The sequence below is a fragment of the Lysinibacillus sp. FSL P4-0201 genome (genome assembly GCF_038593425.1).
GTDB classification, from domain to species: domain Bacteria; phylum Bacillota; class Bacilli; order Bacillales_A; family Planococcaceae; genus Lysinibacillus; species Lysinibacillus capsici.
In genome coordinates, this window is the sequence record NZ_CP151995.1 from 1,394,139 (window position 1) to 1,419,610 (window position 25,472).

Annotated in this window: 32 protein-coding genes and 1 pseudogene; 27 read left to right on the top strand and 6 right to left on the bottom strand. The window is 35.6% G+C overall.

Going from position 1 to position 25,472, the window contains the following annotated elements; genetic code table 11:
* Positions 1-60: 60 nt before the first annotated feature.
* On the bottom strand, positions 61-939 hold the full coding sequence (locus MKY76_RS06710) for a LysR family transcriptional regulator (protein WP_342557552.1): 879 nt from the start codon (positions 937-939) through the stop codon (positions 61-63).
* Between the two features lie 100 nt (positions 940-1,039).
* On the opposite strand from MKY76_RS06710, the gene MKY76_RS06715 reads away from it, so the two are divergent.
* Positions 1,040-2,203 carry a YbfB/YjiJ family MFS transporter gene (locus MKY76_RS06715; RefSeq protein WP_269898840.1) on the top strand — a complete coding sequence of 388 codons (1,164 nt, stop codon included), beginning with the start codon at positions 1,040-1,042 and terminating at the stop codon, positions 2,201-2,203.
* 41 nt (positions 2,204-2,244) lie between these two features.
* Here the strand turns inward: MKY76_RS06715 and MKY76_RS06720 are convergent, their stop codons facing one another.
* Positions 2,245-3,105, bottom strand: coding sequence for a YitT family protein (locus tag MKY76_RS06720; protein WP_048391185.1), 861 nt, complete (start codon positions 3,103-3,105; stop codon positions 2,245-2,247).
* Positions 3,106-3,137: 32 nt separating this feature from the next.
* On the bottom strand, positions 3,138-3,677 hold the full coding sequence (locus tag MKY76_RS06725) for a transcriptional regulator (RefSeq protein ID WP_048391183.1): 540 nt from the start codon (positions 3,675-3,677) through the stop codon (positions 3,138-3,140).
* Positions 3,678-3,860: 183 nt separating this feature from the next.
* Here MKY76_RS06725 and MKY76_RS06730 point away from each other — a divergent pair, with 183 nt between their 5' ends.
* The 4 genes from MKY76_RS06730 to MKY76_RS06745 are packed head-to-tail and all read left to right on the top strand — an operon-like array spanning position 3,861 to position 6,204.
* Positions 3,861-4,112 carry a PLD nuclease N-terminal domain-containing protein gene (locus MKY76_RS06730; protein ID WP_279494361.1) on the top strand — a complete coding sequence of 84 codons (252 nt, stop codon included), beginning with the start codon at positions 3,861-3,863 and terminating at the stop codon, positions 4,110-4,112.
* Positions 4,096-4,998, top strand: a complete 903-nt coding sequence (locus tag MKY76_RS06735) for an ABC transporter ATP-binding protein (protein ID WP_342557553.1) — start codon at positions 4,096-4,098, stop codon at positions 4,996-4,998. Before MKY76_RS06730 ends, MKY76_RS06735 begins: the two co-directional genes overlap by 17 nt.
* A 6-nt stretch (positions 4,999-5,004) precedes the next feature.
* Positions 5,005-5,784, top strand: a complete 780-nt coding sequence (locus tag MKY76_RS06740) for an ABC transporter permease subunit (protein WP_048391181.1) — start codon at positions 5,005-5,007, stop codon at positions 5,782-5,784.
* 21 nt (positions 5,785-5,805) lie between these two features.
* Positions 5,806-6,204 (top strand): GntR family transcriptional regulator, encoded by a 399-nt coding sequence (locus MKY76_RS06745; protein ID WP_342557554.1) that lies wholly within the window; start codon positions 5,806-5,808, stop codon positions 6,202-6,204.
* 36 nt (positions 6,205-6,240) lie between these two features.
* On the opposite strand, the gene MKY76_RS06750 is transcribed toward MKY76_RS06745, so the two are convergent.
* From MKY76_RS06750 to MKY76_RS06760, 3 genes are all read right to left on the bottom strand, one after another.
* A complete protein-coding gene (locus tag MKY76_RS06750; protein ID WP_281116233.1) occupies positions 6,241-6,414 on the bottom strand; it encodes a hypothetical protein in 174 nt (57 codons plus the stop codon).
* Positions 6,398-7,819 (bottom strand): recombinase family protein, encoded by a 1,422-nt coding sequence (locus tag MKY76_RS06755; protein WP_342557555.1) that lies wholly within the window; start codon positions 7,817-7,819, stop codon positions 6,398-6,400. The genes MKY76_RS06750 and MKY76_RS06755 overlap by 17 nt, the downstream gene beginning before the upstream one ends.
* 82 nt (positions 7,820-7,901) lie before the next feature.
* On the bottom strand, positions 7,902-8,522 hold the full coding sequence (locus MKY76_RS06760; protein ID WP_342557556.1) for a LexA family transcriptional regulator: 621 nt from the start codon (positions 8,520-8,522) through the stop codon (positions 7,902-7,904).
* A 155-nt stretch (positions 8,523-8,677) separates the two neighbouring features.
* Here MKY76_RS06760 and MKY76_RS06765 point away from each other — a divergent pair, with 155 nt between their 5' ends.
* The 22 genes and pseudogenes from MKY76_RS06765 (at position 8,678) to MKY76_RS06870 (ending at position 25,471) form a co-directional block, all read left to right on the top strand.
* Positions 8,678-8,923, top strand: coding sequence for a helix-turn-helix transcriptional regulator (locus MKY76_RS06765; RefSeq protein ID WP_342557557.1), 246 nt, complete (start codon positions 8,678-8,680; stop codon positions 8,921-8,923).
* A gap of 135 nt (positions 8,924-9,058) precedes the next feature.
* Positions 9,059-9,208, top strand: a complete 150-nt coding sequence (locus MKY76_RS06770; RefSeq protein WP_202341692.1) for a hypothetical protein — start codon at positions 9,059-9,061, stop codon at positions 9,206-9,208.
* A gap of 46 nt (positions 9,209-9,254) precedes the next feature.
* The gene (locus MKY76_RS06775; protein ID WP_313469240.1) at positions 9,255-9,491 is read left to right on the top strand and encodes a DUF6877 family protein; all 237 of its coding nucleotides are present in this window, start codon (positions 9,255-9,257) and stop codon (positions 9,489-9,491) included.
* The gene (locus MKY76_RS06780; RefSeq protein ID WP_320938880.1) at positions 9,488-9,757 is read left to right on the top strand and encodes a hypothetical protein; all 270 of its coding nucleotides are present in this window, start codon (positions 9,488-9,490) and stop codon (positions 9,755-9,757) included. The genes MKY76_RS06775 and MKY76_RS06780 overlap by 4 nt, the downstream gene beginning before the upstream one ends.
* Positions 9,758-10,102, top strand: a complete 345-nt coding sequence (locus MKY76_RS06785) for a hypothetical protein (RefSeq protein WP_342557558.1) — start codon at positions 9,758-9,760, stop codon at positions 10,100-10,102.
* A pseudogene (locus MKY76_RS06790) lies at positions 10,102-10,260 on the top strand (AbrB/MazE/SpoVT family DNA-binding domain-containing protein); the annotation flags it as partial. The gene MKY76_RS06785 and the pseudogene MKY76_RS06790, both read left to right, overlap by 1 nt.
* Positions 10,261-10,581: 321 nt before the next feature.
* Complete coding sequence (locus tag MKY76_RS06795) at positions 10,582-10,878, top strand: VRR-NUC domain-containing protein (RefSeq protein ID WP_313469249.1); 297 nt, start codon at positions 10,582-10,584, stop codon at positions 10,876-10,878.
* Positions 10,820-12,082 (top strand): DEAD/DEAH box helicase, encoded by a 1,263-nt coding sequence (locus tag MKY76_RS06800; protein ID WP_342557559.1) that lies wholly within the window; start codon positions 10,820-10,822, stop codon positions 12,080-12,082. The genes MKY76_RS06795 and MKY76_RS06800 overlap by 59 nt, the downstream gene beginning before the upstream one ends.
* Positions 12,079-12,396, top strand: a complete 318-nt coding sequence (locus MKY76_RS06805) for a hypothetical protein (RefSeq protein ID WP_342557560.1) — start codon at positions 12,079-12,081, stop codon at positions 12,394-12,396. Before MKY76_RS06800 ends, MKY76_RS06805 begins: the two co-directional genes overlap by 4 nt.
* Positions 12,380-13,291 (top strand): YqaJ viral recombinase family protein, encoded by a 912-nt coding sequence (locus MKY76_RS06810; RefSeq protein ID WP_342557561.1) that lies wholly within the window; start codon positions 12,380-12,382, stop codon positions 13,289-13,291. Before MKY76_RS06805 ends, MKY76_RS06810 begins: the two co-directional genes overlap by 17 nt.
* A gap of 1 nt (position 13,292) precedes the next feature.
* Complete coding sequence (locus tag MKY76_RS06815; RefSeq protein WP_328025095.1) at positions 13,293-14,366, top strand: AAA family ATPase; 1,074 nt, start codon at positions 13,293-13,295, stop codon at positions 14,364-14,366.
* Positions 14,363-15,160: a zinc-finger-containing protein gene (locus MKY76_RS06820; RefSeq protein WP_342557562.1), complete on the top strand. Its 798-nt coding sequence runs from the start codon at positions 14,363-14,365 to the stop codon at positions 15,158-15,160. Before MKY76_RS06815 ends, MKY76_RS06820 begins: the two co-directional genes overlap by 4 nt.
* 14 nt (positions 15,161-15,174) lie before the next feature.
* Complete coding sequence (locus MKY76_RS06825; protein WP_342557563.1) at positions 15,175-16,893, top strand: DNA polymerase B; 1,719 nt, start codon at positions 15,175-15,177, stop codon at positions 16,891-16,893.
* 13 nt (positions 16,894-16,906) lie between these two features.
* Entirely contained in the window at positions 16,907-17,347 is a 441-nt protein-coding gene (locus tag MKY76_RS06830; protein ID WP_342557564.1) for a hypothetical protein, read from the top strand.
* 36 nt (positions 17,348-17,383) lie between these two features.
* Positions 17,384-19,276, top strand: a complete 1,893-nt coding sequence (locus tag MKY76_RS06835) for a phage/plasmid primase, P4 family (RefSeq protein WP_342557565.1) — start codon at positions 17,384-17,386, stop codon at positions 19,274-19,276.
* A 362-nt stretch (positions 19,277-19,638) separates the two neighbouring features.
* A complete protein-coding gene (locus tag MKY76_RS06840; protein WP_342557566.1) occupies positions 19,639-20,064 on the top strand; it encodes a hypothetical protein in 426 nt (141 codons plus the stop codon).
* A 544-nt stretch (positions 20,065-20,608) separates the two neighbouring features.
* Positions 20,609-20,932: a hypothetical protein gene (locus tag MKY76_RS06845; protein ID WP_342557567.1), complete on the top strand. Its 324-nt coding sequence runs from the start codon at positions 20,609-20,611 to the stop codon at positions 20,930-20,932.
* Between the two features lie 57 nt (positions 20,933-20,989).
* Positions 20,990-21,397 carry an HNH endonuclease gene (locus tag MKY76_RS06850; RefSeq protein WP_342557568.1) on the top strand — a complete coding sequence of 136 codons (408 nt, stop codon included), beginning with the start codon at positions 20,990-20,992 and terminating at the stop codon, positions 21,395-21,397.
* 75 nt (positions 21,398-21,472) lie between these two features.
* Positions 21,473-21,934 (top strand): P27 family phage terminase small subunit, encoded by a 462-nt coding sequence (locus tag MKY76_RS06855; RefSeq protein WP_305193547.1) that lies wholly within the window; start codon positions 21,473-21,475, stop codon positions 21,932-21,934.
* Entirely contained in the window at positions 21,931-23,610 is a 1,680-nt protein-coding gene (locus tag MKY76_RS06860; protein WP_305193546.1) for a terminase TerL endonuclease subunit, read from the top strand. Before MKY76_RS06855 ends, MKY76_RS06860 begins: the two co-directional genes overlap by 4 nt.
* A gap of 12 nt (positions 23,611-23,622) precedes the next feature.
* Positions 23,623-24,876, top strand: coding sequence for a phage portal protein (locus tag MKY76_RS06865; protein ID WP_342557569.1), 1,254 nt, complete (start codon positions 23,623-23,625; stop codon positions 24,874-24,876).
* Positions 24,866-25,471 (top strand): HK97 family phage prohead protease, encoded by a 606-nt coding sequence (locus MKY76_RS06870; RefSeq protein WP_342557570.1) that lies wholly within the window; start codon positions 24,866-24,868, stop codon positions 25,469-25,471. Before MKY76_RS06865 ends, MKY76_RS06870 begins: the two co-directional genes overlap by 11 nt.
* Position 25,472 lies beyond the last annotated feature (1 nt).

Here is a 25,472-nt window from a genome sequence, read left to right on the forward strand (position 1 = left end):
AACTTACGGATAGAATTTCAAAACTGACGGATAGAATTTCAAAACTGAAGGATAGAACCCTCAAACTGTCGGATAGTCATAAGCTTCTATGGCTTCTAAAAAATAAGTTAGGATGGGGGATTGTACTTCGTCTTTACGATAAATAAACCATGTAGGAATATGTGCTTGCTTGTTCTTTATCTTGTGCAATGTTAATGCTTGTGTTGCCATATATTTTTCCGCAATGGCAAGTGGTAGTAAGGTAATACCTAACCCAGCAGCAACACAGCCAATAATACCGTCAAGCGTACCAAGCTCCATTCGATTTTGTGGTCGAACCCCTTCTTCATGTAACCAATGTTCCAAGATAGCTCGATAGGAACAGCCGTGGCGGAATGTAATCACAGTGCTTCCCTCTAAATCCTGTAGATGCTTAATAGGTTTATGCTTGCTAGAAGTGAGAATAACAAGCTCTTCACAGACAAACTCTTTCATCATTATATTTTCTTTATAAACAGGTCCGGTAACAAATGCGCCATCTAGTTCATAGTTTTCTACCCGTTCAATATTGTACTGAGAAGGGCTTGTTAATATGGTGATATCCACTTGTTCATGTGCTTGATGAAATGTGCTTAACAGAGTTGGTAAATGCAATGCAGCAGTTGTTTCCATCGAACCAATTCGTAAAACGCCTCGTTGTTCCTCCGTTTCATGTATGATCTCAAAGGTTTTTTCATAGAGATGAAGCATTTTTAGGACTAACTCGTAGAATTGTTCTCCTTTTGATGTTAGCCGTATCCCTCGATGTCCACGATAAAAAAAGGTTGTTTCGTAGATTGCCTCAAGACTTTGTATTTTCATAGAGATATTGGATTGTGTGTAATTAAGTGCTGTGGCAGCTTTAGAAAAGCTACCTGTTTGGACGACTGTTCGATAAATCGTTAAATCATTAATATTCATATGCCCTCCAGCTATCAATTTTATTGATACTTATTATAAAGAATTAGATCTATTTTTGATACCTAGATATTCGATATAGTGAAATAGAAGGAGTGATGATATGCACAAGCAAACCGTACGCTATTTAATCGGGGGTATTTTTGCTTTAGTTATTGCTATGGGCATCGGCCGTTTTTCGTATACGGTTATTTTACCTTATATGCAAGAAACTTTTGAATTTAGCCGAGCAACAGCAGGTTACTTAGCAACAAGTAATTACTTAGGTTATTTGGTTGGAGCCTGGGTGGCAGGTCGTTTACCAATAGGGAATAAACGTATTCTCTTTTTGCAAATTACCCTTGTTATCAGCATTTTAACAACAGCCTTCATGGGCTTTACAAATGTAATCATCATTTGGTATTTATTACGATTTATCTCGGGTGTTGTGAGTGCTTTTATTTTTGTTGTTATAACAAGCCTTATACTAGACCAGTTAGCCAGCAGTAGTCATATGCATCTATCGGGGCTGTTCTATAGTGGGGTGGGAATAGGGATTGCATTAAGTGCGGTAATTGTTTCACCAATCCAAGCTGTTTTCCATTGGAATGGAACTTGGATCGTATTAGCTTTATTTAGTATTGTATTGTTTGTCTTGATTGTACTATTCATTAAGCCTATTACACCAAGTAAACAACTAGTGGAAAGCCAGATAATTTCACAGAAAACGCCTCCTCAGTCTTGGATGAAATGGTTAATCATCGCTTATAGCTTAGAGGGGCTTGGCTATATTGTCACAGGCACATTTATTGTATCAATTGCACAGGAGTCGACAAGCTTTCATGGAGATGCAGCCTTTGTATGGTTTGTTGTGGGTGTTGCAGCAATTCCCTCATGTATCGTTTGGTCTAAGCTAGCACAGCGTTATGGCTATGTGAAAATTTTACTCATCTCTATGCTACTGCAAGCGATAGGTATTGTTTTACCTGCGCTAGCTACAAATTCGATGACCCTGTATGCTAGTGCCTTCATTTTTGGGGCAACCTTTATGGGAATTACAACTGTTTGTACAACATTAGCGAGGAAACTTGCACCAGTTAATAGTCATCAAATGATAGGTTATTTAACGGCTGGCTATGCGCTCGGACAAATGATTGGTCCATCCATTGCAGGCACACTTGCAAGTTACACAAATAGCTATCAGTATGCCTTAGTTGGGGCTTCCTTAGTAGTAATGCTGGGAGGATTATGTTTAATAGGAGGCGTAAAATATGATAGAAGCAACTAAAAAAAGTAAGTAAGGTATAGTGCGCCTTACTTACTTTGAAATTAATGGATATCTCGTTTCTTAAAGTTACCACCACGAACTTCTGACACATCAGAAATGACTACAAAAGCGCCTTCGTCGATGTCTTTAATAATCGAAACTAATTTATTTTCTTCCATACGGTTAATGACACAGTTTAAGATTTCTGTTGGTTCATTGGAGAAACCACCACGTCCATGTGTATAGGTAACACCACGTCCTAAGCGGGCTTGGATAGCGTCTCCAATCTCCTCGGATTTTCCACTAACAACACGAACTTCTTTTGATTTTTCTAAACCAACTTGGATAATATCGATAACATTTTTGGCAATATAGTAAGTTAACGCTGAGTAGAGAGCACTCTCTAAGCCAAAGATAAAGCTTGCCCCTAAGAAAATAAAGGCATTGATAAATAATATAATATCGCCGACTGAAAATGGAATTTTACGAGATAATAGTACAGCTAAAACCTCTGAGCCATCTAAAGCGCCACCATTTCGTAGGACAATTCCAATACCCACACCAAGGAGCATACCACCAGATAAGACAATTAGGAGGGGATCATTTGGGCCTAAAATGGTTTTGACATCATGTAAAAGCACTGTAGAAATCGATAATGCTGCAATACCAGCACTACTCATTAAGGCAAAGGTTTTTCCAACTTGCTTGTAGCCGATATAAATGAACGGAATATTTAATACAAAGAGCAGTACGCCTAACGGGATACCAAAGAGGTGCGCACCCATAATACTAAGACCTGTTACACCGCCATCAATGACAGCATTCGGAATTAACACGGCCTCTAGTCCGTATGCGGCTATAACTGCCCCAATAATGATCATAATTAATTTTCGTATATTTTCTAGTGACTTTCCTTTTTTCATAAATCTTCTCCATTTCTCTACGTCAATAGTACCTAAGGCTTTGGAATAATATTTAAAGCAATTGTTTTAGTCTCCAAACCTTTATTTGAGTCGGTCATATTATAGTATTTAGTTAATAAATCGTTTAATTCATTTTCAAAGTTTTTGAATTGATCGTCCGTTAACGTTAAGTCGATTAAAGAAAAAGTTGCTAAATCTGTTGTGCTTTCTTTTTCATCAAGTGAATGCAAGTAATTTTGATATTGAGATAGTAAAGCCAATTGATAGTAGGAAATATAATTTAATTTTTGCTTGGTTGTGAGTTGAGTCCAATCCTCCTTACTAAGTTTTGCTGCTCCTTCATTTAATGCATAAAACTTCTCTGTAACAGAACGAACTTTTCGCTCTTTCACAATTTTTATGATATTTTCATCGACTAAAATTTGGATATGACGATATAGAGTGGCTTGTGGTACATCTTTAATGACAGAAATCATCTCCAATGTGCTCAAACCCTCTTCTTTATTGTGCATCAGAGCTTGTAAAATTTTCATTCTCACAGGGTGCATTAATACCTCTGCTTTATTACGCATAAACCGATCCTCCTACCAGAAAATGAGATAGTATCAAGGGAAGCAATCAAATGTTATCAATTTGAGAACATTATCAAAAAATATACTATAGCGTTTTTTTAAAGATGTACAGTAAAAAGGTAATGAAATTTTTTCATTCTTTTGTTATCATTATTGATAATGATAATAAAAGGGGTTATAAAAATGAAATTACACTATGGTTTTGAAGACTTAAATCAAATTGATTGGGTAAGCATACTACCAATTCTTTTACCATTTGTACTCGTAGGTTTTTTACTTATCACTGTTGCACTAATAGATTTATATAAACATAGAGATAGCAGAGAAAACATACTAATGTGGGCCATTATTATTTTGTTCTTTAATACAATTGGTTCTGTTCTATATTTCGTGATGGGAAGAAAGGATGTCAATAAACGTGCGCTTAGAAATTAATAATATTACGAAAAAATTTAAACAGAAAACGGCAGTAAGTAGTTTTTCAATGGTTATAGATTCGAATGAATGTGTAGGGCTTATTGGACCAAACGGGGCAGGGAAATCTACATTAATTCAGATTATTGCTGATATTCTTTATGCAGATGAAGGGGACATTGTACTTGATGGGCAAAAAATTTCAAAGATGAAAAATCATATTGGTTATTTACCACAGTACCCTAATTTCTTCTCGTGGATGACAGCATCTGAAACTTTAGCCTTTATGGGGACACTTTCGGGTATTTCGAAAAATCAATTACAAAAAGACATCCCAATTCTTCTGGAAAAGGTAGGCTTAGGGAAAGAAGCACATGCTCATGTTGGAACATTTTCAGGAGGTATGAAACAGCGTCTTGGAATCGCACAAGCTTTATTACACAGGCCAGCTTTCATCATTATGGATGAACCAGTTTCAGCCCTAGATCCAATTGGTAGACGTGAAGTGCTGAATCTATTAAAAGACATAAAAAAAGAAACGACCATACTACTTTCTACACATATTTTAGGCGATGCGGAGGAAGTTTGTGAGCGCTTTGTAGTCATTAAAAATGGTTACAAAATAGAAGATGCAACAAAATTAGAGTTACTTAATCGCTATCAAGATTCAGCTATCTTTTTAGCGGTTCAAAAGAAAGATGTTAAGTGGCTAACAACGATTGAACATTTACCTTATGTAAATAGAATCGAAAATTGTGGGGATGGTTTTAAAGTATATGTCAATCACTTGGAAGAGGACGCCCATCGATTGCTACAGTACGGATTGGATTCAAATGTACTATTTACAAAGTTTGATCTTGGCCTTCAAGAAAGCTTAGAAGAAATATTTTTAGAATTGGTGGTGTAATTTGAAGTGAATACGTTTATAGCATTAAGTAAAAAAGAAATGAATCAAATGACAAAGGAATATAAAGTCGTTTGGCTACCAATCGTCTATATCCTCCTAGGTTTAACTCAGCCGATTATGATGTATTTCTTGCCTGCTATTTTACAATCAATGGGTGGTATAGAAGGGATTATAATTGATCCAACAATGGCAAAGCCAGGAGGAGAAGAAGTGCTTGCTTCAACCCTTAATTCGCAATTTGATCAATTAGGTATAATCATCCTTGCTATTGCAACGATGGGTATTATTCAAGGAGAAAAAGCGAATGGAATGATGGCCTTCATTTTAACAAGGCCAGTATCAATCACATCCTACTTAAACAGTAAACTCCTTACTCATTATATTTTAGCCGTCCTATGTATTTCGCTTGGCTATGCAATGTCCCTTGGCTATACATCTTATTTATTTACCTCTGTACCGATAATGCGCGCATTGATAGCTTTAGCATTTTATTGTATTTGGCTGTTGTTCATCATTACATTTGTTGCCATGATGAGTACATTTTTTAATAGTACACCATTTATTGCTTTAATTAGTATTGGTGTCTTATTTATTTGTCGTTTTTGTGCTGGTTTACATCCATTCTTAGATGTCATAAATCCAGCTAGTAATAGTTTGTATGCTACAACGATAATAATGACAGGTGACATAGAAAAATGGTATAGCTTTAATATAATTGTCACACTGTTACTTGTACTATTCATGATGGCTATCATGCATCATTTTATTGCCAAAAAGAAATTTTAATATGGAGGAAATCCTCGACAAATGAATGTAAAAGTAAATCGAAGAAGCAAAATTCCATATTATCAACAACTCACACAGCAGTTGCTTTTATCCATAGCGACTGGAAGCTTAAAAAAGGGGGAACATTTGCCTTCAATTCGCCAGCTAGCAGCACAAACAAACCTCAATCTGCATACAGTTCATAAAAGCTACAAAGAGCTTCAAAAAAAGGGGATCATCACCATTAAGCCTCAGTCTAGAGCATTTATTATCGTAGATCCTAATAAAGCAACGACTATTTCATGTCACCAAATAGCTATGAAAGTGGAGCAATTATTTATAGAGGCTTATATTTTAGGCATGAAAAAATCTCAACTAAAAGAAATGTTTTATGACATTTTACAAAAGTATTATACGGAGAGTGAAAGAGATGGCTACTGATAACCTAGTGACCATCTCTTAACTATTTTTATTAAATTAAATTAAAAACACAGCAACTATCGTTGTCACAATCAGTCCAATGACTACAGGAATTAAATTTCGTCTTGCCAGTTCAAATGGGCTGACATTACAAATAGCAGCTGCTGGGATTAATGCCCAAGGAATTAGTGTGCCACCACCAACGAAAGACAAATTATTTAGCTGAAACAATTATGATTTCTCTTGCATGCTTAGTACTATGATATTCATCTTTTGTGTCAATTACTAATTGTTCAAATACCATAGTCATTAATTGTTTACGTTCATAATCATTTGCGTGCAACCACAAACTATCGATGTTTCTGATTATTGACTTTAAATCTTCATTATTACGAGAATTGTTTTGCTGTATATTCTTTATTTCTCGTTGCAATTCCTTTTCCTTCTCACGCAATTTTTCGGTTTCGCGAATTAATTCATCTATATCAATAACATCATTTTCGTACATAGTTTTTTTCTTTTTCATCAATTTTTGAACAGATGCCAATTCATTTTCTAATGTAGAAAGAAGTTCTGTGGAATATTCCGATTTACCCTCACTGCTTTTGAAATCACCAATTAATTCGTCCCATTGAGCAAACACTGTTTTTACTAAATTGTCCTCTAAAATAATATGACTAGTGCAATTTTTACCAGCCTTTTTCCCTGAACATCGATATGTCTTTTTATCACCTGATTTATGCCCAGACATCGAATGACCACACCTTGCACATTTTAATATAGATGAAAAATAATAATTGCTCGTTTCTCGTTTTCCACCAACTTTTCTTCGTTTATCCAATATATCTTGTAGTGCCCAAAACTCATCTCTTGATACTATTTTATCGTGATTACCTTCGTATAAGTTTTGTTCGCGAGGAGGCTTTTTATATTCTTTGAGACTTTCACTAAATGTCAAATAACCTGCGTAAACGGGATTGTTTGCTATATCTCTTACGGAATCAACATGCCAATCGCTACCTTTTCTTGTTTGGTAGCCTTTAGTAGATAATTGTTTTGCAATCGTGTAAAAACCAAGTGTCTTGGATAACTCAAATACTTCTTTTACAACTCCGACTTCATTTTCGTTAACAACTAGCTGTTTATCTACTATTTTGTATCCATATGGTGGAGTTCCACCCTTCCATAGACCTAACTTAATTTTCTTTTCCATTCCCATTCTCACACGTTCTGCTGTGTTTTCGCGTTCCCATTGTGCTATGGCTGCAACAAGTGTAATGAATAAACGTCCCATAGCATTAGTTGTATCATAAACTTCTGTTGCACTTTTAAACTTACAATCGTATTTGTCTAACTCTTGTAAGATTGAGTAAAGGTCAACAACAGATCGAGTTAATCTGTCTAATCGATAGACTAATACAACATCAATCCCACCTTTTTTTACAATATTCATCATCTCTTTAAATTGTGGGCGGTTTAAATCTTTAGCTGAGTAACCGTCATCTATGAATTGTTTCACCATTTCCCAACCTTGAGAGATGCAATATGCTTCTAACTTTTCAATTTGTGCTGCAATAGAATATCCGTGCCTAGCTTGTTCATCTGTACTAACACGGACATAAATTACACATTTCATAAGTACCTCCTTTATATAAAAGATATAAGAAAAGAGCTAGACGAATAAGTCTGCTCTTTTTTAATTTCAAAACGTTTTGGAATTAAAGTATCATTTCATAACTTATTGCTTTACCAATAATTCTTGCTGGATAATCCTCTGATATTTGTTTTAGTTCATGTTTAGGGTTATCAGGAACTAACCATATAAAGCCATTTTCTTTCCTTATACGTTTTAAAGTGGCTTCTTCATCACCATTTACTAAAACTGCTGCAATTTCACCATTTTCAACCTCAGGTTGTGCCCGAAGAAGTACGATTGCTCCATTTGGTATTGAAGGTTCCATACTATCACCCTTAGCTTGTAATGCAAATATGTCACCACTTGGTAGACTATCAGCAGGTTTATAAATGTATCTTTCGATATTCTCTTTAGCTAATATAGGATCACCACAAGCAATTGGCCCAAGTACTGGAATCGCGATCTTTCTTTCACTTAATAAACTAACATTTTTAACGTCATATCCTAGAAGTAATTCTATTACATCTACTTCTAATACCTCTGCAAATTTTGGAATTTCATCCATAGATATTTTTCTATCACCTTTGTAATATCTAGTAATAGTACTTCTATCTGTCCCCATCCTTCGGGCAAGTTCAGCACCACTGATACCTTTTTCTTCTGCTATTTTCTCTATTCTCTTAGCAACTTCTAAAGAATTCAAAAAATAACACCTCCTTGATTTAAATACTATCATGTTTCCTATAAGGAAACAATAGGAGGAATTAAGTATTAATTTTAATAGATTATCATATAATTGTTGACGTAATGGAAACAATGGTGTTATTATTTGGCTAACAAAAAGATGGAGGTGAAATAATGGAATTCAATCGCAATCGACTAAAGGCAGAAAGAATTGCTAGGGGTTTGACTGTGCAAGAAATGGGAGAAGTTTTAGGTGTTTCCAAAGGGACTTATTCAAAAAAAGAAAATGGAAAATTACCAATCGATGTTGATGAATTTTCCTTAATCACGAATAAGTTTGGAATCGAACATAAGGATATATTAATTTTTTTTACCCTTGATGTTTCCGAAATGGAAACAAAAGAAATTTCTTATGTTTAATCGGTGTCAAAATGTCAACTTTGTTTATTTCAACTTATAGCTTATTTGACAACGGCAACCTTGAAATAGCCAAATGGTTTTTGGATAAAATCAGACAAGCCTATTCGACATATTCTGATAAAAAGGAGTGTGAGTATGAAGGGGTTTAAAATGACAGAGGAAAAAGTGCGTAAACTGTTACCAGTTGTAGAGAGTATTTTATCTAGAGAGTATGGTAGGAAAATTACATTGAAAGACTTATCAGTTGGGGGAATTACAGTTTACAGACAAGATTGCGCCAAATAGCGCAGTCTAGAGAAGTTTTGTACAAGCTTATATAGAGGTGAAACAAATGAACATTAAACCTGTTCCAGTGGAGTTAGTAGGTGAAACATTGATGAATATTTCGCCACTGTATTTATTGAGTACGGTTGCTAGCAAGTTACCTATAGCTGTCCTATTAGATGTTAAAGGTCGCATAGGTGACTGGCTTGCCAGCGGTGGCAAAGAAACAGATCCATACATTTGGCAGCAAGTAGCCTATGCTCAGAAAGTTTATGAGGCAATGAAAGGAGGTGAAAAGGGATGAAGTTACAACCTGCAGCTGAGATGAAAAAGGTTACAAACGAAGCAACTGCAAAATTCGAAAAGGATTCATTAGAAAGTGAATATTTCAAAGACCTAGTTAAAGGTATTGAATCAAAAGCAGAACAAGGTAGCTGTAAATTCACTTACATTTATCAAGGTGATGAACCTCGTATACTAGGAGTCTTTTCAAAAGAGTTAAAAAAAGCTGGCTATACGATTTTAGACAATAAGGGCGTGACTGGTTTCACGGTAAATTGGGGTGAGTAAATGGAGAAGGTACAAGTAAGTCAAGATGTCGCTAAAGTTTTAGACCATCTGACAATGAACTACACAAAAAAGGTGATTATAGATGCACATGTAAGAAATCCTAATGGATGGGATACAGATTCCAACAAGGCTTTAAAAGGACTAGATTTAGATGTACTTTGTCAGGCTTTGTATTGTGGCTACACTGCAGAGCAAACACCCGAGGAAAAATTGCTAGAGTACTTTAGCACATATAAAAATAAAATCCTTGACGGTACTGCTACACCAATTGACGAGCTGGTCGTACTCTCAATTGAAACAACATGTGTCTTATTAAACGCAAAAATTAAAGGAGTGAATTGTTAATGAAAGCAATAGGTATTGTTCGTAGAATCGATGATTTAGGCCGTGTGGTAGTACCAAAGGAGATCCGTAGAACTCTAGGAATTGATGAAGGAGATCCATTAGAAATCTTTGTGAATGGTGGACAGGTTATTCTCCAAAAATATCAACCGGAAACAGAGAAAGAAGATGTAATTGCTTCTCTTAAAAAGTTGGCTGTTAGTGAAAAAAATCCAAATGTGCTCGAGACAATTGAACGTGCTATTAAATTAATACGGTAGGTGAAAAAATGAATGATTGTCTTTTAGAAGTCCTGGGTGATTATTTCGTAAAACACAACCTAGTAAATAAGGGTTGGAAGTTTCATGAATTTGTTGCCGAATGGCAGCAAGGCACCATTGTAATGGACAAAAAATAAGAGCCTATACCGCTGGAACGGTTCAGGCTCTAAACAAAATAATTATCTGAAATCAGTATATCAAATCGGGAGGTTGTTTCCTAGTATGACGAGAAAACCACTCGAAAAAACAATAGAAAATCAAATAAAGAAATGGCTCGAATCAAATGGCTATTGGTGGATGAAGGTACATGGTGACATGTTTCAGAAGTCGGGTGTACCTGACATTCTTGCTTGTATCAATGGAAAGTTTGTTGGCATTGAAGTGAAGCGACCAGGTGGCGTTGTGAGCGAGCTCCAAAAATACAATATCGAAAAAATTCAAGCTGCAGGGGGTGTAGCATTTGTCGCATACAGTGTCGAAGATGTCCGAGTTAATCTCGACCGATTCCATGTTATATGAATACCAAAAAGATGTATTAAAGGCAGCCCGCCCAAATTGGTTATATGCACTTGATACAGGTACTGGCAAAACAATTTTATCTATCCATCATTATCTACTTCATTACAATGGAGAACCACTATTGATTGTGGCTCCACCACAAAAAATTAAAGAAGGGGGATGGGATAGGGATATTCAAACGGTCGTTAATCATTACGGTGTCGAGATTAATTATGATCTATTAAGCTACGGAAAGATTGCTAGTGACTGGAAGAAATACAAAGGTTGGTTTGTCATATTCGATGAATGCCATTACGTGAAAACATCTACTTCACAACGTGGTAAGGCAGCCAAAAATTTAGTTAAGGCAAGTACGTACTTTGTACTTTTATCTGCCACACCATCCAGCAATGGGTGGGGGGACACAATAAACTATTTCATCATGTTTAATTTTGCACAAAGTAAAACGCAGTTTGAGCGTGAATTTGGCATCTTTGACACGCTGTATCTAGGCCAACGCCGAGTAAATAGAGTAGTGGGTTGGACACGTGAAAATATACTCAAGCAAATGTATCAATCTTTTAGTGTAAAGCTATCGAAAGATGATTGTTTGGATTTGCCACCAATGTTAATTGAAGATGTATTTTTCAAACGATCCACTGAGTATTTGAAGCTAAAGAAAGATCGCATTTTAGAGGTTAATGGTGAAAAAGTTGTCTATGACACTTATCCAAAATTGGCACAGGGTTTACGATTCTATGCCAATCAAAAGAACAAACTTGAATATATTGAAATGCTTGCTGAAAGTACCAATGAAAACATCATTATTTTCTATAACTTTAAAGCTGAAAAAGAAGCATTGCTTTTATTGTTGGGCAAATTGAAGAAAAAAGTGTTTGAGGTAAGTGGCCAACGGTCTGAATTGCCAGCTCGTAATACATGGCCAAAGTTAAAAGGTAGTGTAACGCTTGTTCAATACCAGGCTGGTGCTGCAGGTATTGAATTACAATATGCCAATCTAGTTATCTTTTATACGCCTACGTATAGTTTACAGGATTATGATCAATCACTTGGACGAGCTTATCGAAATGGCCAGGATAAAAAAGTAACAGTCTATCATTTTATCACCAAAGATACGATTGAGGAATTGATCTACGGTGCCTTGAAAACAAAGAAAGACTTCACAGACGAACTATTTGTGAAGTATATGGAGGGGCCAAAATGAGTGAAATAAAAGAAAAGGCAATCCTCATCGACCTGGGCATTGTCCGAATTAAAGAGTATGACAGTCTTAATGTCCAAATTGAACGGCTTGAAGAAGTTCTTAATCCAATATCAAAGGAATCATCAAATAAATGGCGATTTAAGGGCTATTCAGATACCATTTTGAACGCTTTAAAACTAATCGTAAACAAAGAGTTGTTGATTGATAGAAATACCGCAAACGGCTTGGAAAATTACTTAAAACAAGTTCAGGAAATTCATAACAAAATAATGATTGCTTTGAAGGGGGAAAAAATAGATGTTCCAAACAGATGATAAAAACGTCATCGAAAACCGTAGCTTATTTGTTGGTGGTTCGGATGTTCCAATTATTTTAGGTCTTAGCAAGTACAAGTCACAATTTGAACTTGCTAAAGAAAAAACTGGCTTAGTACCGACCGTATTTGAAGGAAATGAATACACAGTATATGGCCAAACAATGGAGCCACAAATTCGTGACTACATTAACGTAATAAACGAAACGAATTTTAAACCAGAAACAGTTATTAATAAAGAACGAAATATACGTGGTAACTGTGATGGCGCTGATTTCGATGAATCATTATTACTTGAAATTAAATCACATGGTAAAAATCCAACAATGGATGTATACAAAGTTCAAATGCAACTGTATATGAATGAATTTAACCTTGCTGCAGGATGGTTAGCTTTGTATGAACGTCCTGATAATTTCGATGCTGAGTTTGATCCTGAACGATTGAAAATTGAAGTGGTCCATCGAGACGATGTACAAATCAATGAAATCTTACAAGCTATTGAATTGTTCTGGAAGCGTTGTGAAGCTTTAAAACGACAACCTGTTATGTCTGAGGCTGAATATTATTCTATTACTTTAGAAGAAAAAAATGAGATTGCTATTGTAGCCAGTGAAGTTGAAAAATTTGAATTACAAATACAGTCTTTTAAAGAAACTGAATCACAATATAAAGCCATGAAGGACAAGTTGTATCAATTAATGATGGACCATAAAGTGAAATCTTTTGAAACGGATCGCTGCATTATCACTTTAGTGTTACCAACCGAAGTCACTTCAATAGATACCAAAGCTCTACGTGAATCACATCCACGTATTGCTAAGAAGTTTGAAAAGACTTCTCCTAAAAAGGGTTATACAAAAGTTTCTGTGAAAAAAACGAAGGAGGTTCAATAATATGGCATTACCACCAAACAGACCAAAGAAAACAATTGAAACACCACGTAATTATTTCATCTGGGGACCAACTATGAATGGTAAATCTTTTCTAGCAAGTGAGTTTCCTAATCCAGTCATTTTCAATACAGATGGGAACGCTGCACAAATTGAAACACCATCGGTTGATTTAAAAAATGAGCGTGATCCAAAGACAGGTGCAATAAAAACCACTGTTGTTGAGCAGATGTTAGAGCTTATTAAAGACCTGGAGAAAGGTGGACACGGCTTTGAAACGGTCGTTATCGATGTAATAGATGATTTAGTCACACTTATTGAGCAAGCAATTTGTGAGGAAAATGGTGTTGACTATGTAGGGGATGTACCATACGGCAAAGGTTGGGGTCTACGCAAAACATTCATTACCTCAATTGTGGTCCGTCTTAAAGCCCTGCCGATGAATGTTATTTACATTAGTCGTTATGCCACAAAATTAGAGGGTACTTTAGAAAAGCCAATTCCCTCATTAGGAGATAAAGATCTAAACGTTGTAAATGGTAACTGTGATCTGAACATCATGTGTCAAAAAATCGGTAAAAAATATCTTCGCCGTGTTGTGGATCGCCGTAAAAATTATCAACGTGATTGGATTGAGGACGAGCGCATTTTAAAAATCTTAGATTCTATAATTGGTGCTTTTGATAAAGGCTCAGCTAGTGAACCTCAACAACCATCAAAGCCAGTTGAAGAAAAGAAAACACTAACTCAAATCGCTGAGGAAGTATCGGTTGAGCTAGAAGATGGTTCAAGTGTATCTGTTGAAGTAAAGCCAAACGATAATTTAGCAACTGAGACATTGTATTTTCAACATGAAGGCTCAGGGGAATTTATTAAAGTTGAAAAAGGAGAGTCATTAGATTTTTTGGACAAAGACATCTATGATCCGCGTACTAAAGAAGATTATGAAAAACAAAACATCGAACAATATGTTAATGACAACCCACCGCCAGCCAATGCACCAAACACAACCATAAAAGCACCACGTACAGCTAAACCAGGTGCGCCACGTGCACCGAGAGCTCCACGTACAAAATGATTTGTCCATACTGCCAAGAACCAGCTGAATTTATCAGTTCGAAAGATTTTTATGGCACAGATTATCGCACCAACTTATATGTATGTAGGCCATGTGATGCCAGGGTAGGTACACATGGTCGAGGTAAAACACCTCTTGGCACAATGGCAAATGCTGAATTGAGAGAACTACGTAAATTGTGCCATGCACGATTTGATGTGCGTTGGAAATATGGAAAACTTAGTCGTTCAAAAGCTTATCAACAATTAGCCGATATGATGGGATTAACAAGAGAAACTGCACATATCGGTATGTTTGATAAAGAACAATGTAAAAAATTATTATCACTATTACCAAAGGAGACGAAGAATATGAGTAACTTAGCAGCTATGGCTCAAAAATTATTAGCAGAGGGATTTGATCCTAAAACATCACCAGTAGATGATTATGAGGCACTACCAGAAGGTGGCTACGATGTTGTACTTTCAGAGGTACAATGGCGTGTAAATGATAAAGGTACAGAATGGTTACAACTAGACCTTGAAATTTTAAATGAAGGTTATGAAAATCGTAAACATTTTGGAATGATCTTCTTCACCGAAAAAATGATGGAACGTGCATTAAAACAAACGATGAAATGTGCATCAGCTCTTGATATTGAATTAGATCCATCTGTATTCGGTTCACCTGAAACAGACCTAGTAAACGCATTTAAAGAAGCACTGGGTACTCAATGTGAGATGGACATTAAACATTCTAAATCTAAAAACGGCACATTTGTCAACTTCTCACTTTCACAGCCAGAACCGTTTTAAGGAGCTGACACAGCATGTTTAAAGTGTATGATTTCGAGATTTTCCCTAACGATTGGATGTGTGTCATCCTAAATCTGGCTAACAATAAAATCATACGCATACACAATGATAAAGAGCGCCTACAAAGCGCTCTTTCTTCAAAAGATATTCTTGTTGGCTTCAATAATTATCATTATGATGACATCATTTTATGGGCTATTTTAACCGATCAGGATCCGTATGAAATTAGCAAACAAATTATAGGTGGCACATTTAAACGAAAAGTAAATTGCGGCTTTCTTACATTAGACGTAAAGCAAGAATTAATAAATAAATCACTTTCTTTAAAAGAGGCCATGGCCAATTTAGGCATGACTATCATTGAAACACCAGTGGATTTTGATCAAGAAAAATTAACACCTGATGAAATAAAAACGATTCTTGATTACTGTGAAAACGATGTAAAAGCAACTGGTGCGGCCTTTCAAAAACGTGAAGATTATTTTGCTTCAAAGTTTGAAATTATTGAGACGTTCAAATTACATCCAAGTGATGTAAAAAAGACACGTGCAAATCTAGCTTCTACAGTATTAAAGGCTTTTAAAATGAAGGACCACAAACGTGATCGATTGAAACTTAGCTATGACAAGCGACTCAAAATTAATGAATTGCCAAAATCAGTTGTCGATTTTTATAACAATATCCACGTTTCTTATTTAGAAGGAGGATCTGTTACTGATTTAGAAAAACGACAATTTGAATATAAGCTTGCTGGATTAATACACACGTATGGTTTTGGTGGATTGCATGCAGCTAAAGAAAATTATTTAGGCGAAGGGTATTTTCTTCACATCGATGCAAAATCTTATTTTCCAACATTAAAGATTAACAATGGATTTATTAGTAGAGCAGCTAAGATGCCTGAACGATACGAAAAAATATACCAGGATCGGTTAAGGTACCAAGCTGCAGGTGAATCAAAAGAGGAAATTTATAAAATTTTGCTCAATGCTGCAGTAGGTGCTTGTAAGTCAGAATTTAATGCACTGTTTGATCCGCAACAATTTAACAACATCGTAGTAAATGGCCAACTTATTCTTACACATCTAATTGTGTTATTGGAGCCATTTATAGAGCTTATACAATCAAATACAGATGGCTTAATTGTTAAGTATGAGGACAAATCATTCCGTCCTTTTATCGATGAAGTCATTGAGCGATTCAGTAAACATTATGAAATACATTTTAAAATAAATGAAATTAATAAAATTGCTCAGCGTGATGCCAATAATTATTGTGTCCGATATTCTGATGGGAAAATCGTGGCAAAAGGAATTATGAAAAACTTCGAAGGTGGGACCTGGGAGCGTAATAGTTTATCAATTATCGATACAGCCCTGGTCAATTACTACATGCATGATATACCCATTCAAAAAACAGTCATTAATATGTTCAAAAAGGATTTAACAGCATTTCAGTTAGTGGCCAAGCAAGGGAAGTTTGAGGGTATGACATGTGAAGCGTTTGAGGATGGCAAAATGCAAATGATAGAGCTTCAAAAGGTAAATCGTATTTTTGCAACAACCGATCCAAAACGTGGCGGTGTTTATAAAGTACGTGATGAAAAATATCAAAAAGTTTCTAATAGTCCAGAGCAATCTATTGTGTGGAATGGTCCACTTGATCAATTTGAAAAACGAAAAATCGATTTGAATTGGTATGTGAAAATGATTCAAAAACAATTATTTGTATAGGAGAGTGTTTCAAATGACAACAGAAACAGTACAAACAAAAGACATACAAATTAGTGTGCTTTTTAAGAAAATGCAAAAGGATGATAAGAAAGAAGTTTTAATGTTTCATATCTTAACAGATGAAACGAAACATGCTGCCGAATTATTAAGGTTAACAGGTAAAATGACCATTTTAACAATTTCAGATGATGAGGGACCATATGAGCCGATTCAAGCTGAATTTGTGAACTTGCAGCGTGACAATAAAAAGACTGTACTCAAATTTAATGTAGCAACTGAGGATGTGGACCGAGTGAACGCCATTTATCCAGCTGCAGGTACAAATATTTCTTTATTAATTCAGCCGCAGCAAATGAGTATTGATGATCTTGAAGATGAGCATGAAGGGATTGAATATGAGGTAGGTTCGGATGGGACTGTGGAGATTAATTCGAATCAGGACCAAGAGGAATAACCTTAAAGATATTGTCAAGAAAGGAGGTGCTACGGTTTGAAGTCTACTATAAAACCATTGCGCTATATCGAGCTAGAAGAAAAGAAGCCTAAACACTCATTCGACATATTTTCTACGGATCACAAAAATTATAAGGATGCTGGTGTCATTTTAACAAAAGATATAGTGGTGGTGGACTTTGATACTCGCTCAGATGCTGCTGAATACATCTATTCTGTTTATCCATCCTTGCGTGTAGAGACGAGTCGAGGCTTTCACCTTTGGTATAAGCGTCCAAAGGCTGAGGGAATGACCACACCTATTAAAAACTACACAGATAAAACAACGGTAGCTGGATTAAAGGTCGATTATAAAACGGGTACTCGCTCACAGGCTACGATTAAGCAAAATGGCAAACTTCGGCCGATGGAAAATGCTCATTATCTTGAAGATGTGAGTACGTTACCAGAGCTTCCTTTGCTCTTGTATCCTTCTAAATTAAAACATAATTTACTAGGCATTAAGGAAGGGCAAGGGCGCAACAGTGCAATATATAGCCATTTGCTCACAACGTTAGAGCAATATGGCACCGATATGATCGATAATGAAACACTGCAGATCCTAGCAACCTTTATCAATACAAAAGTATTTGCTGAGTCGATGGATGATGACGAGCTTAATAACACAATTAAATCCGTGTTAGATAAAAAGCCAGCACCTAGTTCACAGCAATGGCTTAATCCAAAGGATATGGTTATGACCAGCGAAGTATTGGCCAAGCGTTTGGATCTCCATTATTACAACAATCAAATTTATTTTAAGCAGCTGGACCGTTACATTACCGATTCTAATAAGCTACTAAGAGAAATAGACAAGCATATAAAATTGAAGCCAGCCCAACATAAGCAGTTAATGGAACTATTTAAGATTAAATCGAATGTGGTAGAGGACAATGATTTTGTTATCCAGCTGCCTAATGGTGTGATTATCGATGATGGTGAGCCCATAATAATCGATGCTGGCTTCACACCGTATTTTTTAGATGTTCAATACGATGAAGATGCCTATGATGAGCATGTGGATCAATTCTTAGATTTCTTTACATGTAATCGAAAAGATTTAAGGATTGTGATTGAAGAAATGTTTGGCCATATTTTAATGACTAAAGGCTTTCCGCATAAAGTTTTCTTTTACAAGTCTGAAAAAGGGAACAACGGTAAATCAACATTATTAAAAATGCTTACTGCATTCACGAATGGCTTGGAAACGAACGTGCCATTAGATAAATTCGATGACGACACCGCTGTATATGGGATGTCAGGTAAATTAATGAACATCGCTGATGATATTGACGCGTCGTACCTGGACAAGTCGGCCAACTTTAAAACGTTGGCATCAGGAGATCCAGTTATGTTGCGTCCAATCTATTCAATCCCTATTACCATACGCTCAAAGGCGACACTCATTTTTACTTGTAACAAGATGCCACAATTTAAAGATAAGTCAGGTGGTATTGGTAGGCGCCTAGTAGTCATTCCTTGTGATGCAGAGGTTAAAGTGATCGATGAAAATTTAGACGAAAAGCTTTCGAGTGATACAGCTAAGTCTTACATACTAAAATTAGCACTCGAAGGTATTAAGAGAATACGTAAAAACGGTAATAAGCTTTCTGAATCAGCCACGATTGAACAACAAACAATTGAATATTTCATTCAATCTGATAGTGCTCTTTCATTTTTGTATCAATATAGTGATGAGATTGATGGAAAGAGGACCAGGGACGTTTACGCAATGTACGTAGCCTATTGTGAAGATGAAGGACACAAACCTGCTGGAAACACCGAGTTCGGTCGTAGGATGAAGAAGGAAGGTTGGGAATCAAAAGTGGTAAAAGTTATGGGGAATTCGGTACGTGTCTATAAAAAAGTTACGGATGAAGTAACAGGATAAGTAATAATATCAGTAACCTGCTACAAACCTATATCTATCAATGGTTTAATCTCCTATTTTAATGAATGACGGTTACACTTTAAAAAATACATCTGTAACCGTCACAAATCCTTATTATATATATATTTATATTATTATTATTTCTTTAGTTACAAATAAATAATAGATATAAGTATATAAAAAATAAATAAAGAGAAAAAAAGAAAGAAATAAAAATATATATAAAGAAAAAGCGCTTAAAAATCTGTATATTTGTAACCGCAAATATAAAAACGTTGATTTATCAACGTTTAGAAGGTTACGTATATCTTGAAACTCGTTGTAACACAATTTGTAACCTTTATTGAAAGTAGGTGCTTAATTTGAGTAAATTCGCATGGCTCAAAGATTATCGTGAGCTAGAATATGAAATTGCTTATTTAGAACTTAATTTAATGCGAACGAAAACCGAATTGAAACGCTGGGTACAAGGTGATCTAGCTAAAGTGAAACTAACTGCAGACAGCCAAGGAAGTAAGGTTGAGGAAGTTATTGAACAAATTGAATGGAAACTTGCCCATAAGATGAATAACCTATTTGATATTAAAAGATTAGTAAAAACGTTTGAAGGACTTGAACATAGGATATTAATAGGTAAATACATTGAACATAAAACGTTGGAACAGGTGGCAGAGGATTTAGGATACAGTGCTCAATATATCTATAATAAGCATGCACAAATAAGACGTATGGTCTCATTCGCTGAAAACTATACGGTAAATTCTTCACATAATATTACCTTAAGTTAAACCAATGTTAAGTATTGAATAATCGAGATATTATAGGAGTATCAAAAAGCGCACGGAAATGCGTACAAAATTTCCATTACAAAATAAACACGTTCGCTTGTACGTGTATGTCAGAAACAAGTAAAAGACTACTAAATTGGTAGTCTCTTTTTACATCAAAATTGTATTAATGACAACTACTTCTTATAGATTTATTATTGTAAATATATAGGAGGTGACTAGGTGTTATTAAATACATCTTTGATTACAGATGCAATACGTGAACCATTAGAAAAAATGAGCACGCAGTTACTAACATTTTCAATAGTTATTATCGGAACTTATATAATATGTTTTTTACTATTGAAAGCATTTAGACTTCCTTATAAGTTAGCTCATTTTGTAGCATTAATTGTTACATTCTTTGCTATGTATAAATCGTATTTTTATATCTTTATTGAAAGTCACATCTAACAAGGTGTGGCTTTTTACATTTTGCACCTTCGTGAACAAAATCTACTAATTTGTTTATAATAAAAGTATAAATAATTAAGGAGCTGATTAAATGATAAGTGTAAATGAATATAAGTATAATCTAGATTTGAATGGTAAAACATTAGGTGTTTTTAATTCATTCGAAAAAGCTGAACAGTGTGTAAAATATTTGGTTGAAAAATATTTTGAAGAAAAGTTACAAGGGCATGGCAATGAAGGCTCAGTAAAGCTGGATATTATACCTTTCTATTCGGGAGTAAATCGAGGTGAACGTGTTTTATCTGGTAAAAACTATAGTTCTGAATATAGTGTGAAAGAAGAGTTTAAAGAGATGTTTAAGGTGGAGTATCAAAAAATCTTGATGGATTTAGAAAAGGAAATAAGATTAATATAATAAAACTATCAAGTCGCATCAATCACGATGTGGCTTTTTATTATGCCTTAAAAGGAGGTGAGAGTATTGCTAAAGAGTTGTACCTATTGTGGTGGTATTCATAAGCGTGGTCAAAGATGTGCATCTAAGCCAGTAGCTATAAAGCAGACCACATACATTGATAGATTCAGATGGTCAAGGGCATGGAAGAATAAACGAGCGCACATTGCTGATCGTGACAAACATTTATGCCAGGTATGCTTGCGCAACTTATACAATACTCAAATGCAATATAACTTCACTGACTTAGAGGTGCATCACATAGAGCCTATAGCCAATGCCTGGGACAAGAGGCTAGAGGATAACAATCTTATATCGTTGTGTCGTTATCATCATGAGCTGGCAGAGAAGGGATCAATACCTGCAGAAGAATTAAAAAATATTATTTTGGAGAGTACCCCCCTGGTAATCGGTGAAAAATCGTGAAATTCCTGTACACCGACTGCCCCCATTTGCTCTAAAAAAATTCCCTAAATGAAAATTTTTAAGGAGGTGAGGAAATTGGCTAGACCGTCAAAAAGTGTGAAAACAATGAGCAAGAATTTAACGAAAGAAGAAATTGCAATTCGTACTCAAACAGAAGAAAAATTAAAAGGTGCTGCCGATGAAATCTTGCCTCCTACACACCTGAATGCAAGGCAAAAGAAAATTTTCAATTTCATTGTGAAGGAGTTACAAGCAAGTGGGATTCTTGGGAACCTCGATATTTATATTCTAAGCACCTGTGCTGTAGCCATTGACCGAGTCCAACAAATTGAACGAATTATTAACAGGGATATTGAAAGGCTTTTAGATCGGAACTTATTGAGTGCTAAAGATAAGTATTCAAAAGAGTTTTTCCGTTGCTGTAATGAATTAAGCCTATCACCACAAAGTCGAGCAAAGCTAGGTAATATTAATTTCCAAGTTCGAGTTGAAGAAGATGATCAACTGTTAAAAGTATTGCGTGGTGGTAAGAAATGATATTTGAAAAGGCGGTAAAATACGCTGAAAGAGTTGTAAAAGGTAAGGAAATTACAACAAAAGAGGTCATTATTCAGTGTAATTGGTTCCTAAAGGACTTAGAAAAGCAGTATGAAGATGATTTTGATTACTACTTTGATATGGAAGAAATAGAAAAGATCGAAGGACTTTTGGAATTGCTTAATTTTGCTACAGGTTTAGGCGTTGCAGGAAAAACAATATTAGAGGGCTTGGAAGGATTCCAGGCTTTTTTTCTTGTCAATATATTCGGATGGCGCTTTAAAAGTGATAAAGAAAAGTTTAGATACCGTGATATTACGCTGTTTATTCCTCGTAAGAATGCGAAGACATTCATTTGTGCCTTAATAATCATCATCTTAATGCTTACAGAGGATGATTATTCGGAGTTTTATTCTATTTGTTTGGATCGTGAGCTTGCAGGTGAAGTTAAAAAGGCTATGACTCAAATTATCATGGCCAGCCCAGGCGTTGCTAAATACTTTGTTATTCCAAAAACGTTAAGTGGAAAAATTGTATGTACTTTAACAAATAGTTTTTACCAGGCACGTACTGCAGAGGCGAATAGAAACAACTCGATCCGCCCAAGTGCTTTTATCGCTGATGAAGTGGGTGCATTTAAAGATTACAAGAATATAAATGCCATGAAATCGGGCCAATTAAACGTTAAAAACCCATTACGCTTTAAATTAACAACGGCTTATGCTGAGGATAAATCGATCATGTTGGAAGAATTAGCGTATGCAAAGAAAGTCTTTAATGGGTTTATTGAAGATGATCGCATGTTCGCGCTGCTTTATTATGCTGAGGACGAGCATTTATGGGACGATACAGGGCTATTACAGGCGAATCCATTGAGAGTTGAGGAAAACTATAACGAGATACGAGATAGCCGTAAATCAGCCATAGAAAAGCCCTCAGAACGTGAAGAATATCTATGTAAACATATGAATCACTTTTTACCTTCTAATAGTGGTGAAGCGTATGTAAATGTGGAAGACTTGCGTAAATGTAAAATTGATGATTTCGATTGGTCAGGTCGTCAAGTTTGGGTAGGTTTAGACTTGGCCATGACGAATGATAACTGTTCATTCTCGATGGTGACAGAGGAAGACATGCAAATATACGCTGATTCCTATGCGTTTGTACCAACAGAGCGTATCCCTGATAAAAACCGAGTGGAAAAGATTAATTACTACGATCACATTAAGGCAGGGAAGTGTTTTTCTTGTGGTGATATGACGGTGGATTACGGCTTTATTGAACAAAAGGTTCTAGAAATAGAAGAACAATTCAACGTCATTGTGATGGGCGTAGCTTATGACCGTTATAACTGCCTTTCTACAGCTCAGAAACTAGAAAAGGAAGGTTTAGTTACTGTAGAAGTGAAACAACATTCAAGCGTGTTACATCCAGCTACAAAGCTATTACGAGAAAAGATTATGAACAAAGGGTTCCATTATACCGAAAATGAATTACTAGAAGAAAATTTCCAAAATGCAAAAGTCACAGAGGACACAAATAAAAATATCTATGTGAATAAGAAAAAGTCCACTGGCAAAGTTGATATGGTTGTGAGTTTAATCAATGCAATCTATTTACTGCAGCATGATGTCATTTTTAATCCTGATGCTGATTGGGGCGCACAAGTCATTTAAGGAGGTGAGATTGTGGGATTAATTAAAGAGTGGCGTGAATGGCGTGATTATAAACGTATTCAGGAGTTTCGCGAAAGTGGAATGGATGAATTGTTGCTGCAAGCAGGGTTAACGGATGCTGTTTTAACAAAGGAACAAGCGTTAAGCATACCTAGTGTTGGCACCTGTGTAGATTTGATTTCAGATATTATTGCAACTTTACCTATCAAATTGCACAAAGAAAACAGTGGTAAAGTTGAAGAAATTGAAGAAGATAGACGTGTTTTTCTACTTAATGATGAGACATTAGATACACTAGACGGCTTCCAGTTTAAAAAAGCTTTAGTAACTGATTATTTATTGGAAGGCGCAGGGTACGTATTTATCAACCGAAAAAGAAATGATGTTGAAAGTCTTCATTATGTTGAGAATCGAAATGTATCGGTGTTAGTTGGTGTTGATCCAATATTTAAAAGCTATGATATTTCTGTTAATGGTGTGAACTATCGGGAATTTGAGTTTATTAAAATTGCTCGAAATTCTAAAGACGGGGTAACAGGTAGTGGAATTATAAAGGATCACAATAAAATTTTATCAGTTGCGTACAATACGCTTGTTTTTGAGGACTCGCTTGTTAAAACTGGCGGTAATAAAAAAGGTTTCTTGAAGTCATTGGGCCGATTGTCAAAGGATGCAATTGCAGAACTAAAAACAGCCTGGAACAATTTATACAAAAACAATACAGAAAATGTTGTGGTATTAAATAATGGTATAGATTTCAAAGAGGCATCGAGTACATCGGTTGAAATGCAGCTGAATGAAAACAAAAAGACCAATTCAAGCGAAATAAATAAACTTTTTAAAGTACCTGATAGCATTTTGGATGGCTCCGCCAATGAAGAAGTGCATACAAACTTTATTAAAAATTGCATACTGCCGATTATTCGAGCAATTGAAACGGCATTGAACAAGGACTTACTTCTTCCATCGGAAAAAGAGCAGTCTTTTTATTTTGCCTTCGATATGAAAGAGCTAGTCAAAGGTGACATCGAAAAACGCTATAAAGCTTATGAAATTGCGTTAAAAAATGGTTGGCTGCAGATAGATGAAGTTCGCTATTTAGAAGATCATTCTCCACTTGGTTTAGATTTCATTAAGTTAGGCTTACAAGATGTCTTGTATGATCCAAAAACAAAGACCGTTTACACACCAAATACAAATAAAACGGCTGCTATTTCTGGAAATGGCCAGGAATCCGAGAAGGGAGGTGAAGAAGTTGAGGATTGAAATTAGAGAAAATCAAGTGTTGCTAGATGGTTACGTGAATGCTGTTGAGCGTGAAAGTCGTATTTTACCTTCACCAAGAGGACGTTTTAAAGAAAAAATACGCGCTAAAACGTTTGAAAGGGCTTTGAATAAGGCTGAAAACGTTGATCTATTATTCAACCACGACAAAAACCGTAAGCTTGGATCACTACAAGAAGGCAATTTGCAACTGTATGAAGATAACATCGGATTACGTGCTATTGCTCATGTATCTGATGAAGAAATCATTCAAAAGGCAAAAGACGGCAAGCTAAAAGGCTGGTCATTTGGTTTTGTCGATAACAAGCCATCGTGGGAAGACGGAGAAGACGGCATTCAGAAACGCACATTAGAGGACATCGAGTTATTAGAGGTGTCAATTTTAGATAAAACGCCAGCTTATGTTGCTACTTCAATTGAAGCTCGCGGAGAAGATCAGGCAATTTCAGAAACACGTGGAGCAGATTTTAAAGCTGAGATTGAAAATCGTTCAGAAGAAACACGTTCTAAAAAAGATGTTGATTACTCATTGTATGAAAAACAAATTGAGCTTTTAAAGTTGAAAGGTGGAAACTAAC

Excerpts from the sequence above, each read along its gene's own strand:
- MKY76_RS06770 (WP_202341692.1), top strand. The coding sequence starts at position 9,059 with ATGAAGGGGTTTAAAATGACAGAGGAAAAAGTGCGTAAACTGTTACCA.
- MKY76_RS06785 (WP_342557558.1), top strand. The coding sequence starts at position 9,758 with ATGGAGAAGGTACAAGTAAGTCAAGATGTCGCTAAAGTTTTAGACCAT.
- MKY76_RS06860 (WP_305193546.1), top strand. The coding sequence starts at position 21,931 with ATGATATTTGAAAAGGCGGTAAAATACGCTGAAAGAGTTGTAAAAGGT.
- MKY76_RS06845 (WP_342557567.1), top strand. The coding sequence starts at position 20,609 with ATGATAAGTGTAAATGAATATAAGTATAATCTAGATTTGAATGGTAAA.
- MKY76_RS06730 (WP_279494361.1), top strand. The coding sequence starts at position 3,861 with ATGAAATTACACTATGGTTTTGAAGACTTAAATCAAATTGATTGGGTA.
- MKY76_RS06715 (WP_269898840.1), top strand. The coding sequence starts at position 1,040 with ATGCACAAGCAAACCGTACGCTATTTAATCGGGGGTATTTTTGCTTTA.
- MKY76_RS06755 (WP_342557555.1), bottom strand. The coding sequence starts at position 7,819 with ATGAAATGTGTAATTTATGTCCGTGTTAGTACAGATGAACAAGCTAGG.
- MKY76_RS06720 (WP_048391185.1), bottom strand. The coding sequence starts at position 3,105 with ATGAAAAAAGGAAAGTCACTAGAAAATATACGAAAATTAATTATGATC.
- MKY76_RS06765 (WP_342557557.1), top strand. The coding sequence starts at position 8,678 with ATGGAATTCAATCGCAATCGACTAAAGGCAGAAAGAATTGCTAGGGGT.
- MKY76_RS06775 (WP_313469240.1), top strand. The coding sequence starts at position 9,255 with ATGAACATTAAACCTGTTCCAGTGGAGTTAGTAGGTGAAACATTGATG.
- MKY76_RS06810 (WP_342557561.1), top strand. The coding sequence starts at position 12,380 with ATGTTCCAAACAGATGATAAAAACGTCATCGAAAACCGTAGCTTATTT.
- MKY76_RS06820 (WP_342557562.1), top strand. The coding sequence starts at position 14,363 with ATGATTTGTCCATACTGCCAAGAACCAGCTGAATTTATCAGTTCGAAA.
- MKY76_RS06745 (WP_342557554.1), top strand. The coding sequence starts at position 5,806 with ATGAATGTAAAAGTAAATCGAAGAAGCAAAATTCCATATTATCAACAA.
- MKY76_RS06825 (WP_342557563.1), top strand. The coding sequence starts at position 15,175 with ATGTTTAAAGTGTATGATTTCGAGATTTTCCCTAACGATTGGATGTGT.
- MKY76_RS06725 (WP_048391183.1), bottom strand. The coding sequence starts at position 3,677 with ATGCGTAATAAAGCAGAGGTATTAATGCACCCTGTGAGAATGAAAATT.
- MKY76_RS06795 (WP_313469249.1), top strand. The coding sequence starts at position 10,582 with ATGACGAGAAAACCACTCGAAAAAACAATAGAAAATCAAATAAAGAAA.
- MKY76_RS06710 (WP_342557552.1), bottom strand. The coding sequence starts at position 939 with ATGAATATTAATGATTTAACGATTTATCGAACAGTCGTCCAAACAGGT.
- MKY76_RS06815 (WP_328025095.1), top strand. The coding sequence starts at position 13,293 with ATGGCATTACCACCAAACAGACCAAAGAAAACAATTGAAACACCACGT.
- MKY76_RS06780 (WP_320938880.1), top strand. The coding sequence starts at position 9,488 with ATGAAGTTACAACCTGCAGCTGAGATGAAAAAGGTTACAAACGAAGCA.
- MKY76_RS06805 (WP_342557560.1), top strand. The coding sequence starts at position 12,079 with ATGAGTGAAATAAAAGAAAAGGCAATCCTCATCGACCTGGGCATTGTC.
- MKY76_RS06830 (WP_342557564.1), top strand. The coding sequence starts at position 16,907 with ATGACAACAGAAACAGTACAAACAAAAGACATACAAATTAGTGTGCTT.